The following is a 12062-nucleotide window of genomic DNA, read 5'->3' on the forward strand; positions in this document are numbered from 1 at the left end:
AAACATAGGGTGTACAAAAACAAACAACCGAAAACTAGAGGTATAGATAATAGGGCTGCAACAGCGAAATAAATGCGGGGGTATATGCCTGATGGTCTGCCTCCCTGATAGCCATTGACGCCACTTTGGGTTCGTGATGTTCCCTGCAGAAAATGCCTATGCTTCGAAAATAATCGTGACGTTCGCTTTGTTTCACCTGCAATACTTCCTTCAGGTAAAATCCGGCTGTACCGGCCATCGCTACAAAGTCGGCAAAAGGACGATGAGGCAACAGAACAGAAAACTCCCCTCCTGCCTTCAGGTGGCTGTCAATTACCTGCAGGAGCTCATTATAGTCCAGCGTAGTGGCATGCATTGCCTGGTTACGCAGGTGATTGTTGCTTTTCAGATCTGATTCGTAAAAAGGAGGATTTGTAATGATGAAATCATATTGTTCGTCAGCCACCAGGGCCCTGGCATCTGTTTCAAGCACCTGCAGTCGTTCGGCCCAGGGAGACGCTGTGAAGTTCGCCTTTGCCTGACCAGCAGCGGCCGTATCCAGTTCTATACCGGTAATAGCAGCGGCAGGCAATTGTTGCGCCAGCATAAGGGATAGTAATCCGGTACCCGTGCCGATGTCGAGAACTCCTGTTATACCAGGCCTGTTTGCATGAAGATATGCAGCTGTATATGCGCCTTGCAGACAGGCATCTGTACAGACCTTCATAGCGCAGGCCTCCTGGTGGACGGTGAATTGCTTGAAACGGAAATAGTGGTTCGCCATTGTACTTACTAATGATCAAAAACCGGCTCTTGCTCCGGGTACAGCATCCAGTCCTACAAATTCTCCTGCCTGGTATTTGTACCAGGCTGTTATTGCGATCATGGCGGCATTGTCGGTACAGTACTCGAATTTTGGAATGTAGGTCTGCCAGCCATGTTTTTCACCATACTGCTGCAGGGCCGTCCGGAGGCCGGAATTAGCACTTACTCCCCCGGCTATACCGATCTGCTTAATACCGGTTTCTTTGGATGCTTTCACCAGTTTGTTCATCAGGATACTGACTATACGGTGCTGAATAGAAGCGCAGATATCCGTCATATTGTTCTCTGCGAACTGAGGATCTTTCTGCTGTTGTTCCTGCAGGAAATAGAGGATGGAAGTCTTTAAACCACTGAAGCTAAAATCCAGGCCAGGGATCTGGGGTTCCGGAAATTTGAACCTGGTGGGATCTCCCTGGCGGGCATATTTATCGATGAGAGGGCCTCCGGGATAAGGTAAGCCCAGTAGTTTGGCACTTTTGTCAAAGGCCTCTCCTGCTGCGTCATCCAGTGTTTCACCGATGACCTTCATGCTGAGAGGACCATCGCAACGCACTATCTGGGTATGGCCACCGGAAACGGTCAGGCAAAGAAAGGGAAAAGAAGGTTTTTCCTTTCCGATGAAATTAGCCAGTACATGCGCCTGCATATGGTGTACGGCAATCAGCGGAACATCCAGCGCCAGCGCCATGGACTTGGCAAAACAACTACCTACCAGCAGGGAGCCTATCAGACCGGGCGCCTGCGTGAAGGCAATAGCATTCAGTTCCTCCTTGCGGACACCGGCCGCTTTGAGGGCCTGATCCACCACGGGAACAATATTTTCCTGGTGGGCGCGGGATGCCAGTTCAGGCACTACGCCACCATATTGCTCATGAATAGTTTGATTGGCAATAAAATTAGACAGGATCTCCCCATCGGCCAGCACGGAAGCGCTCGTTTCATCGCACGAAGACTCTATGGCCAGTATTTTTACAGACATGCCCGCAAAGGTAGGAAATTATCACCTTTATCAGTTGCTTCTGATGGCTACAACCGGATCCAGCCTGGATGCCAGGTAAGCCGGGATAAATCCTGCGATCACCCCGACAATTGACGAGATGGATAGCCCTAAGATAACATTGCTTAAAGTGAGTGTGAATTCGAAGAAATCGAAGCTGTTAACAATAGCGGTAATGACATATACGAAGAACAGGCCCAGTAATCCTCCCATGAGGCAAAGGATGATGGATTCCAGCAGGAACTCCATGAGGATCACTTTCTTACGGGCGCCAATAGCTTTTTTCAGTCCGATGATATTGGTCCGCTCCTTTACAGTTACGAACATGATATTGGCAATACCAAAACCACCCACTACCAGTGCGAAAAAGGCGATAAATCCTCCGCCCAGGTTCACCATACCGAACATCTTGTTCAGGTCTCCGCTTACGGCGGTGATCTCATTCAGGGAGAAATCGTCTTCCTCTTTAGGCCGCAGGCGGTGCATGCTCCTCATCACTCCTCTCAGCTCGTCTTTCAGTTGCAGCAGCGTGGCGCCGGGAGCAGCCTTTATAATAAGGAAAGGATCCGCAAAGCGGCGCTCGTCCACGATGGTACGGCCGTACAGGTAAGGTACAACAACGCTGTTATCGTAATTGATACCGTCCACCAGGCTGGCGCCCTTCTTTTTCAGGGTGCCGATAACACGGCAGGGACGGCCGGCGATAGCGATCGTTTTTCCGAGGGCTTTTTCCGGAGTACCAAACAGTCCTTCCCATATATTGGCGCCCAGGATAGCCACATTCGAGCCATTTTCATTTTCCTTGCCGGCAAAGAAACGGCCGCTGACAAACTTCATGGCCTGGATCTTTTCATAGTCACCACTTACGGCAAATAACTCGGTACCTTCCATGTAATCGTCCTTATATTCCACCCGCTTGCCACTGGCGGAAAATGCAAAGGCAGATAGTCCGGCACTGTGAACCTTTTCCTTAATAGGCTCCAATTCCTGGAATTTGGGCAGCGGACGGTTCACAAACTTCCACCAGGGAAAATCAGGACCACCATCCCAGGGCCATTTCTGGATGTAGATCACGTCGCTTCCCAGGGATTCCACCTCGTTGCGGACGTTCTTTTCCAGGCTGTTGGTAGCGGTCAACACTGCGATAATACAGAATATACCAATGGTGATACCCAGGAGGGATAAGAAGGTGCGGAGTTTATTGACCCGCAGCTCGAGGATAGCCATTCTGAGGCTATTCCACAAAATTTTGATCGTGGCAATCATAGATACATGTAAATTAAAGATTAAACGTGACAATTCCGTACCTTTGCACACATTTTTGGTTATAAAGTAATATGAAGTACGCAAGCGAGATCAATAAAAGGAAGACATTTGCCATTATCGCCCACCCGGATGCGGGTAAGACGACCCTTACGGAAAAGTTCCTGCTCTTTGGCGGTGCTATCCAGACGGCCGGTGCGGTAAAGTCCAATAAGATCAAGAAACATACTACCTCCGACTTTATGGAGATAGAGCGGCAGCGTGGTATCTCCGTTGCGACTTCCGTAATGACCTTTGAGTACCGCGATATGCTGGTCAACCTCCTGGATACGCCCGGTCACAAGGACTTTGCTGAAGACACCTACCGTACACTGACGGCGGTGGACAGCGTAGTACTGGTGATAGACTGCGTAAAAGGGGTGGAAGAACAGACCGGTAAACTGATGGATGTATGCCGCATGCGTGATACCCCGGTGATCATATTCGTGAACAAACTGGACCGTGACGGTAAAAATCCCTTCGACCTCCTCGACGAGCTGGAAGAAAAACTGAATATACGTGTACGTCCGCTGAGCTGGCCCATCAACATGGGTAAAGACTTCAAGGGTGTATATAACCTGTACAATAAGAGCTTCGTATCATTCGCACCCAATAAAAAGGCCACTGACGACGATATCGTTGAACTGAGTGACCTTAGCAGCAGTTATATTGACGAGCATTTCAGTCCGCAGGACGCTGCCCAGCTGCGCAATGATGTCGAACTCATTGAAGGCGTATACGATCCCTTCGACAATAAAGAATACCTGGAAGGTAAAATGGCTCCTGTATTCTTTGGTAGTGCGGTCAACAACTTTGGCGTAAAAGACCTGCTCGATACCTTCGTTGAAATTGCCCCTACTCCCCGCGACCGTGAATCGAGCACCCGCGAGGTAAAGGTAAGCGATGACAAATTCAGCGGCTTTATTTTCAAGATACACGCTAACCTGGATCCCCGTCACCGTGACCGTATCGCCTTCCTGCGCGTATGTTCCGGCCGTTTCGAACGTAATAAATTCTATAAACACGTACGCCTGGACAAAGATGTGCGTTTCAGCAACCCATATAGCTTCCTGGCCCGTGAAAAGAACGTCGTGGAAGATGCCTACCCCGGCGACGTGGTAGGTCTGTTCGATACCGGCAACTTCAAGATCGGCGATACGCTCACCGAAGGAGAGAAATTCTATTTCACCGGCATCCCGAGCTTCTCGCCGGAACTGTTTAAAGAGGTGGTGAACAAGGACCCGATGAAAACCAAACAGCTGGAAAAAGGATTGCGTCAGCTGACAGATGAAGGTGTGGCCCAGCTGTTCACACAACACGGGGGTAACCGTAAGATCATCGGTTGCGTGGGCGACCTCCAGTTTGAAGTGATACAATACCGCCTGCTACAGGAATATGGCGCTTCCTGCCAGTTCAATACGCTGCCCTTCTACAAAGCCTGCTGGATTACAGGAGAAAAGCAGAAAATAGAAGAGTTCATCCGTTTCAAACAGGCGAATATTGTGGAAGATAAAGACGGACATCTCGTATACCTGGCACAGTCAGAATGGTACCTGAATACAGAACGTACCAACAATCCGGCTATTGAATTCCATTTTACATCAGAAATTCATAAATAAAAAAGCCGCATCCTGGGATCAGGCGCGGCGTATTTAGCATTGTACGACCAACTCAAATCGAAGTACAATTGCAGACTGTCCTTATGTATGTAAAACAATAACGCAAAGCTATACCAGCTTTGCGTTATTCATTTATACAATCGGGAAATTGATTTACGCAATTGGGAATCAAATTGAATACCCGGGTCACACCCGCCCGGTTATACGTCGCATGATTATTCCCCCGCGGGATTAATTGTCGCACGATTATTCCCACCCGGGGTTGCACCCCGGGCTACAAACACGGGGACTCCTGACGGAGTCCTATTATGTTTTGTTATGGACGTTTGATTGATGGTTATTTTTCACACGGGACAGTTATCTTACCGCTTCGTGTATTGCAGGATGATCTCGCGGGTAGTTTTTTCTTCTTTGCCTTCAAAATGAGCATCCATATGGGTCTCATCTTTCCAGCGATATACTATTTTCTGCGGATAAGGGCTTTGCAGGTTCTCAGCTACAAATCCTATGGGCTTCAGTACACGTACCCTGAACCTAAGGGGTTCGCCTGTTTGTTTATCCTTCACAGCTGCTATTGTAAAGTAAATAGCGGTACTATCCCGGAACAGGAACATGTCATCCATTTTCGTACTGTCGTTTCCTTCAATACGCATTGTCCTGCCCTTCCAGGTATTCTCATCCACTCTTTTCCACTTCTCAGCATAAACACCCAGCCGTGTCTTCATTGTCCAGTAACCTTCCATCCGGTCCAGATAATGAAAATCGGTCAGTTGCACCTGTGCGCTTACCATATGGCAGGCGCACAGGCAACATATCAGTAAGAGGCTATTGCGGAACCACGGCTTCTTCTCCATACATCTGGGATTTATATTTATGGGATGGAGAAGCTATGAATGGGCCGATGTTCAGCGATTGCCATTTTTCATCAACTATTTTGATGGTAGCATCATCTGCAACAATAATGTTCGGCCAGTCACGTTCAAAATTGTCGAGCAGGCGTGTTTTCAATGTTCCATCCATACCGATGCCGGCGCCGGTTTTACCCGGATGTCCCGGCAATGGCGGACGCACCACAAAGCTGTCACGGCGCGGATCCAGGTTGTTACAGAAACGCCACAATGCGGAAGGCAGGTCATTGACGTTGACGGTATGTTCAACATACAACACCATTTTCACGGCGCTCATTTCCGGCAGGCAATATAACTGCTCATTCAGTTCCTTAATATGCAGGGGACGGGATTTCTGTACAGCAACAAGGATACAGGGAATATCCTCTTTCAGCAGGGAATCATTAATCTCTTTCACTTCCGGAAACCGTTTCAGTACTTCCTGTTTGTTGAAGGCATGATCGCCCCTGATCTGTTCCCCATTCCCTTCCAGCTCTTCTTCATATTTACGGGTACCATCGATACACATTTTTCCGCCGAAGCCCATTTTAGAACACGAATGGTCCAGCACATCCATGGGGCCCTGGCTGAAATAGATATCTGTAGCAGGATTGAGGTGTTTGAACATGTACCGGGCCAGTGCTTTATAGTCCTGTATGTTCGTACCCTCGTCTGCTACGGCCAATATTTTGTTAAACATCATTTGTCCGGCGCCCCACATCGCATTCATCACTTTCTGCGCCTGTCCGGGATAATCTTTTTTGATCTGGGCGATCACCAGGTTATGGAACACACCCTCCACCGGCATTTCCATGTCGATGATCTCCGGCACCATGGTCATCTTGATTGGCGCCAGGAAGATCCTTTCTGTCGCCTTTCCGATCCAGGCATCTTCCTGTGGAGGGATCCCTACTATCGTAGAAGGATAAACAGCATCTTTACGGTGAGTGATGGCAGTCACATGGAAGCGCGGATACCAGTCGGCCAGTGAGTAATAGCCGGTATGATCTCCGAAAGGCCCTTCCCAGATCAGCTCTTCTTCCGGATCCACATACCCTTCTATTACAAAGTCAGCATCAGCAGGAACTTCTATTTCAGGCTGTGTGATACATCTTACGAGTTCTACTTTCTGTTTCCGCAGGAAGCCGGCCAGCATGTATTCATCTACGTTTTCAGGCAGCGGGGCTGTAGCGGAATAGGTATATGCAGGATCGCCTCCCAGTATTACCGCTACCGGCATGCGTTTCTTCAGTTTTTTATATTCCATGAAATGCTTGGCAGAGACCTTATGTTTATGCCAGTGCATACCTGTCATGGTTTTATCGAATACCTGCATGCGGTACATGCCCACATTGCGGGTACCTGTGTTCGGGTCTTTGGTATGAATAACGGGCAGTGTAATGAACGGGCCGCCATCTTTAGGCCAGCATTGCATTACCGGCAGTTTGCCAAGATCCGGTTCCGCCATGATCACTTCCTGGCAGGCGCCCTTGCCGCTCACTACTTTCGGCATCCAGGAAGCGAACTGTCCCAGTTTTGGGAGCATTGCCAGTTTATCCAGCAGTCCTTCTTTAGGTTTTGACAATAATTTCACCAGTGCCTCTATCTCATTTGCCACGTCATCCAGTTCATTTACTCCCAGCGCCATGCACATGCGTTTATAGCTGCCCATGGAGTTGATCAGTACGGGAAAATCGTATCCTGTATTTTCAAACAGCAGGGCTTTCCCTCCGTTGGGCGATTTGCTCACCCTGTCGGTGATCTCTGCTATTTCCAGCCTGGGATCCACATAAGTTTTGATCCTTATCAGCTCTCCTGCCTTTTCTAATGTATCTATAAAGTGTTTCAGGTGTTTATATGCCATATTTCTAATTGCGATAAATGCGAATGACGAATTACAATCGGTGCAAAGATACACACAATCATAATTCGTCATTCGTAATTCCGCTGGCCGGCTCAGACCGGAGGCTTCATCCGGTGCCGGGAAATTTACGTTCCCGGGCCACTGTTTTGTTTATCACGCAGTTAGCTGCTTTCCTGCAGGAAACCGGCGCTGGCAAAAACATGTCCGATCACAGTTCCGGCATATGGAATATTATCTTACAATCCGATCACAATAGGACCAGTAGCGATTACCACTCTGGGAGAACGCTGATATACGACTCTTGGAGGCGGTGGTGGCGGCGGGGCTGGTACGTATACTACCGGCGCTGGTTCAACATAGACAACCGGGGCTGGTGCGGGACGGCAGCTGTAGTATGCGCCTCTGTAATAATCCCTGTTGCAATCATCCCAACGGCCATGGTGCACCCTGTAGTTCCTTCCGCGGCAATCATCATAACCACGGTAATGGCCATGACCTCTTTTTCCCTGAGCCTGTGCACCGAGTATACCTCCCCCTATCAGCAGTAATAATAATACTATCTGTTTCATACTGTTGTCGTTTTGTTGTTGGAAAAAATAAAGATTGGAATAGTTCTCTCTGTTAAGAAATAATAATTTGATGATAAAGATGATGGTGTTCGCTTTGCTTTATTAAACGGTATTTTTTAATGTATAGTATGTAAATTCGGTTTCGACAGTTGTTTTGTTCTGTCTGGCAAGTAAAATTCAAGAAGTATGCCAAAAAATGTTTTTATGTTTTGCGGTTTGTTTTTTGTTGGCTTTTTGCTGTGGGGCCGAATGACCTCTCCTGCGTTTTGCTGTGGGGCGAACAGACCTTTTCCTGATCTTGCTGTGAGAGCCGAATGACCTTTTCCTGCGTTTTGCTGTGGGGCGAACGGACCTTTTCCAGATGGGACCGCGGGCTGTATCCCTTTTCGAGCGCTTGCTATCTGGCTCTATCAAGCGTAGTCGCTTTTAGTTTTCTATTAAACCCCTTGTCAATCGTATCAGCGCTCTCCAAGGGATAAGGCCCGCAGTCTCCATCTGAAACGGTCCGTACCTCAAGACATCCAATTATGATATTTTCCTCAGTTCACCAGGCCGAACATGAATGGCCTTAGGCTCCAACACAAAAGCTGTCGATAAGCATAATTGCTAACCATCTCGAAATGAAAGCGATTCATGACATTTTAGAAACATCTATGACCGACGAAGATGTTTTTGGCGAGAGCGTTTATTAAAGAGATATTTCCTAAGAAGTACTCCTGAAAAGGCGTTTCCTCAAATACATTTCCCTGAGACATTCCGAAGGGACATTTATTGAAAAGTATTTATCAAAAATGCTTCCTAAAGAAGTGTTACAGCAATAATATCCAAAACAGCTATCTTCCAGGTAAACTCTTACTGATAGACATAACGCAAATACCTTGTGCTATTTATGCCTGGACGTCCTAAAGAAGTGTTACAGCAATAGTATCCAAAACAGCTATCTTCTAGGTAGACTCTTACTGATAGACATAACGCAAATACCTTGTAACTATTTATGCCTGGGACTTACTAAAGAAGTGTTACAGAGACATATTTAATACAGCAATCTTCCAGATAGACTTATTACTGATAGACGTAACGCAACTACCTTGTGCTATTTATGCCTGGGACTTCCTAAATAAATGTTACAGAGACATATTTAATACAACAATCTTCCAGATAGACTCATTACTGATAGACGTAATGCAAATACCTTGTGCTATTTATGCCTGGGGCTTCCTAAATAAATGTTACAGAGACATATTTAATACAGCAATCTTCCAGATAGACTTATTACTGATATACCTTGTGCTATTTATACCTGGGACTTATTAATGATACTTACTGAAGCTTCTTTATGATTAGTCCTATTAAATAAAACTATACTTATCTGCAGGTTTCAGTGATATGGGGCTCCAGATCTCCAAATATGGTTCATAGAGGCCATTCTATCACCGTTAGCCCTGAAGTAGAGACGGTTTGAGGTGGAGATAGCGGGCCTTAGTCCTTTGAGAGCGCTGATACGATTGACAAGGGGTTTAATAGCGTTCCTAAGCTGGTACGCTTGAAAAAGCTCCATAGCAAGGACTCGAAAAGGAGTACAGCCCGCTGTCCCACCTCAAACCGCGACAAGTGCCTGTCAAATGCAAGTATTATATTGTCCCCTGGCAGTAAGAGGGCCACTGCCGCTTTACTATCCCGGGCAAGCTATGAGGACAGCGTAACATCATCTCAAAAAAAAGGAGCGACAGATAACCCATCGCTCCTTCCCATTATATATAATAAGCTAAAACCTCGGACAATTAGACACCTTCTGCTTTCCCCAGCGATTGGATCCATACCCGCCACCGCCGCCAAAACGATAGGCCAGCGTAAAGCCGGTAAAGACATACCAGTCATTATATTTGTCAGAACCGCGTTTGGTACCATCAGCCGGATAAGTACCCGGCGTAACGTGCCCGCCGGTAACCTCGTCACCACGGTAGGCAAAGTTTACAGCTTTGGAACCACGGGATCTCAATAATGTATTTCTGTCAACATATGTAAGACTCACGTCATCCAGGTAATCGGTAAATGTTTTACGAAAACCGATCTCAAAACCGGCAACCAGGTTGTCAGTTAGCAATAACTTTACACCAGCGCCAAATGGAATAGAGATCTGACGGAGGTTATACTGCTTACGGGTAGGATATTGCGACAACCCCTGCCCTTCCGTACTGAGCGCACGCAGTTTGACGGTGTTGCCCTGGGCATCTTTCGTGGTAGGATAAAAACTAAACAACGCTACACTACCAAAAACATAAGGTGTGATACGCTTTTCATCCAGGTCCAGGAAGTTGAACTCAGCACCCAGTTGTGCCTCGAAGATCGGGGAACGGAAACTGAGATTACGTTTCAGCAGCATAGTATCTGTGTTGGTACTATCAGCCCCGGCTATTCTTCCATAGGTTAATCCTGCACGGATAGTGAGATAACGGTTTATATCCCGCTTTACAAAAGCGCCAATGGAATACCGGGTATACTTCAGGTCCACCCGTTGCTGTACCAGGTCACCGCTATAATTGGACGTACCAAGAAAACCGCCGGCCTGCCAGTATTGGCTAAAGCCTTTAAAAGGGGCACAGATCAATAAAACGACAACTACTCTCTTCCATACAGCACAAGGCAGGCTTTTTTTCAATAAATTTAGATTTGGCATCAATTAAGGGGATTGATTTAAAGATCATGTTTAGTCGCCGGAAGAACATTCCGGAGTATTTCAGCAGGCATAAGGGGTAAACAGGGAAAAGATTGCAATAATTATACTAATTATAACTCTAACGCCGGAAATAGATAAAAATTGTTAAATATTCTCTAAAACGACGGCCGCAAATCTACGCATTTTCCCTTCTTCTACGCAAAATGTACTCAATTAAACATTAGTTGTTAAAACGTTTTTTATTATATACTGCCAAAAGCTTAAATTCGATAACCATCACTTAGTTAATTATTTAATATGTGATTTATTGATAAAGTAACACAGCGCAGAGAAACGTCAGAAAAACCTTCATAAACCATTTAACACCTCAAATTCGATTACTATGAACTACAACCCTGCCGCTCATGAAATGGAGCTAATGGCGATCAAAGCACTCTGTTTTGCAGACGATCATATATCTGAATCGTTCGAGATGAAGGATGTTTCAGAATGGCTTGGGATTTCTTACTCTTATTTCTATCACAGCTTTACGACAGTAACCGGAGAACCTTACTGGCAGTACGTTAAACGTCACCGACTGGAATTATCAGCCGGCCTGCTCAGGCACAGCGGCTATAACATCAGCGAGATCGGCGACCGTACCGGTTATGCTACCGTTGCTGCCTATACTAAGGCGTTTACCCAGTATTTCAACAAAAGCCCGCGTAGTTTCAGGAAGATCGATATTCTGCCAAATGAAAAGCGTACACTCGAAATGGTTGATATGATTGTACAGGCATTCGATAAAAAGGGACATTCTATTACTCCTTTGTTCAGCTTTGACATGACAGAGACTGATCAGCTGCCCGAAAGTACGCTGTACTATACCCTCTTGTCCCGCGGACAGGATCCCATTGCCCAGATGATCATGAAAATGACCAGGGAAGAGCAGCGTTTGCGCAATATCATTTCCGCCCTGAACCTGACAAATGCCAAAGTCATTACCAGCACACTGGACTCTGTGCCTGTCACCGACTACGAAAAAATGAGCATGTACGCGGGTATCCTCATCCCCAATAAGGACATCACACCCCTGTTCACGCAAACGGTGAATGCGGAAAGACTCATGTTCAAACGCATTCCGGGAGGACATTATATTACATTGCCCGTACCAACGGATTTCGCAACTGCAGGTATTCCAATGTATGAGTTCATAGACAGGTACGTAAAAGAAGGTGTGTTTAAAATGAGCGGCACCCACTTCTTTATATCACTTGTAGCACCTAATTCCTGCGTGATCTATATTCCGCATCTCAGACAGTTGTTGTAATTCCCACTCTCCTTTTCCCTCATTAAATATATAT

At 46.6% G+C, this 12062-nt stretch carries 9 protein-coding genes; 2 read left to right on the top strand and 7 right to left on the bottom strand.

Features of this window, described 5'->3' with window-relative positions:
• Positions 1 to 34: 34 nt before the first annotated feature.
• The 3 genes from MYF79_RS21405 to MYF79_RS21415 are packed head-to-tail and all read right to left on the bottom strand — an operon-like array spanning position 35 to position 3028.
• Complete coding sequence (locus MYF79_RS21405) at positions 35 to 763, bottom strand: tRNA1(Val) (adenine(37)-N6)-methyltransferase (protein WP_247809883.1); 729 nt, start codon at positions 761 to 763, stop codon at positions 35 to 37.
• A 15-nt stretch (positions 764 to 778) separates the two neighbouring features.
• Complete coding sequence (gene tsaD, locus MYF79_RS21410) at positions 779 to 1783, bottom strand: tRNA (adenosine(37)-N6)-threonylcarbamoyltransferase complex transferase subunit TsaD (RefSeq protein ID WP_247809884.1); 1005 nt, start codon at positions 1781 to 1783, stop codon at positions 779 to 781.
• Between the two features lie 30 nt (positions 1784 to 1813).
• A complete protein-coding gene (locus MYF79_RS21415; RefSeq protein ID WP_247809885.1) occupies positions 1814 to 3028 on the bottom strand; it encodes an ABC transporter permease in 1215 nt (404 codons plus the stop codon).
• 110 nt (positions 3029 to 3138) lie between these two features.
• On the opposite strand from MYF79_RS21415, the gene MYF79_RS21420 reads away from it, so the two are divergent.
• Positions 3139 to 4722 carry a peptide chain release factor 3 gene (locus MYF79_RS21420; protein WP_199655200.1) on the top strand — a complete coding sequence of 528 codons (1584 nt, stop codon included), beginning with the start codon at positions 3139 to 3141 and terminating at the stop codon, positions 4720 to 4722.
• Between the two features lie 362 nt (positions 4723 to 5084).
• Here the strand turns inward: MYF79_RS21420 and MYF79_RS21425 are convergent, their stop codons facing one another.
• From MYF79_RS21425 to MYF79_RS21440, 4 genes are all read right to left on the bottom strand, one after another.
• Positions 5085 to 5576: a hypothetical protein gene (locus tag MYF79_RS21425; RefSeq protein ID WP_247809886.1), complete on the bottom strand. Its 492-nt coding sequence runs from the start codon at positions 5574 to 5576 to the stop codon at positions 5085 to 5087.
• Positions 5548 to 7473, bottom strand: coding sequence for a menaquinone biosynthesis decarboxylase (locus tag MYF79_RS21430; RefSeq protein ID WP_247809887.1), 1926 nt, complete (start codon positions 7471 to 7473; stop codon positions 5548 to 5550). The genes MYF79_RS21425 and MYF79_RS21430 overlap by 29 nt, the downstream gene beginning before the upstream one ends.
• 236 nt (positions 7474 to 7709) lie before the next feature.
• Entirely contained in the window at positions 7710 to 8042 is a 333-nt protein-coding gene (locus tag MYF79_RS21435; protein ID WP_247809888.1) for a hypothetical protein, read from the bottom strand.
• A gap of 1765 nt (positions 8043 to 9807) precedes the next feature.
• The gene (locus tag MYF79_RS21440) at positions 9808 to 10719 is read right to left on the bottom strand and encodes a DUF6089 family protein (protein ID WP_247809889.1); all 912 of its coding nucleotides are present in this window, start codon (positions 10717 to 10719) and stop codon (positions 9808 to 9810) included.
• A 382-nt stretch (positions 10720 to 11101) separates the two neighbouring features.
• Here MYF79_RS21440 and MYF79_RS21445 point away from each other — a divergent pair, with 382 nt between their 5' ends.
• Positions 11102 to 12028, top strand: a complete 927-nt coding sequence (locus MYF79_RS21445; protein ID WP_247809890.1) for a helix-turn-helix domain-containing protein — start codon at positions 11102 to 11104, stop codon at positions 12026 to 12028.
• Positions 12029 to 12062: the final 34 nt, after the last annotated feature.

Origin of the sequence: Chitinophaga filiformis (genome assembly GCF_023100805.1) — a bacterium.
In the GTDB taxonomy this organism is placed as follows: Bacteria; Bacteroidota; Bacteroidia; order Chitinophagales; family Chitinophagaceae; genus Chitinophaga; species Chitinophaga filiformis_B.

Coding starts and splice junctions, on each gene's coding strand:
- MYF79_RS21445 (WP_247809890.1), top strand. CDS start 11,102: ATGAACTACAACCCTGCCGCTCATGAAATGGAGCTAATGGCGATCAAA.
- MYF79_RS21430 (WP_247809887.1), bottom strand. CDS start 7,473: ATGGCATATAAACACCTGAAACACTTTATAGATACATTAGAAAAGGCA.
- MYF79_RS21435 (WP_247809888.1), bottom strand. CDS start 8,042: ATGAAACAGATAGTATTATTATTACTGCTGATAGGGGGAGGTATACTC.
- MYF79_RS21415 (WP_247809885.1), bottom strand. CDS start 3,028: ATGGCTATCCTCGAGCTGCGGGTCAATAAACTCCGCACCTTCTTATCC.
- tsaD (WP_247809884.1), bottom strand. CDS start 1,783: ATGTCTGTAAAAATACTGGCCATAGAGTCTTCGTGCGATGAAACGAGC.
- MYF79_RS21405 (WP_247809883.1), bottom strand. CDS start 763: ATGGCGAACCACTATTTCCGTTTCAAGCAATTCACCGTCCACCAGGAG.
- MYF79_RS21425 (WP_247809886.1), bottom strand. CDS start 5,576: ATGGAGAAGAAGCCGTGGTTCCGCAATAGCCTCTTACTGATATGTTGC.
- MYF79_RS21420 (WP_199655200.1), top strand. CDS start 3,139: ATGAAGTACGCAAGCGAGATCAATAAAAGGAAGACATTTGCCATTATC.
- MYF79_RS21440 (WP_247809889.1), bottom strand. CDS start 10,719: ATGCCAAATCTAAATTTATTGAAAAAAAGCCTGCCTTGTGCTGTATGG.